Annotated in this window: 1 protein-coding gene; it reads left to right on the top strand. The window is 63.7% G+C overall.

Features of this window, described 5'->3' with window-relative positions; translation table 11 throughout:
* A partial coding sequence (locus tag ADK36_RS18615; RefSeq protein WP_276525836.1) for a glycine betaine ABC transporter substrate-binding protein occupies positions 1-204 on the top strand: 204 nt, incomplete at both ends.

Here is a 204-nt window from a genome sequence, read left to right as displayed (position 1 = left end):
CTGAAGGGCCGGGGCAAGGAGTTCGGCGGGAAGATCATCGGTATCGAGGCGAGTGCCGGGATGATGGGGACGCTGAACAAGTCGGTGCTGAAGGCGTACGGCCTCGAGGGCGAGTACAAGGTGGTGTCGTCGAGTACGTCGTCGATGCTGGCGGAGCTGGACCGGTCGATCAAGAAGCGTGAGCCGGTGGTGGTCACGCTGTGG

The sequence above is a fragment of the Streptomyces viridochromogenes genome (assembly GCF_001270495.1).
In the GTDB taxonomy this organism is placed as follows: domain Bacteria; phylum Actinomycetota; class Actinomycetes; order Streptomycetales; family Streptomycetaceae; genus Streptomyces; species Streptomyces viridochromogenes_A.
The sequence above is the reverse complement of the archived record's forward strand: the minus strand, read 5'-3'. Positions and strand labels throughout refer to the sequence as shown.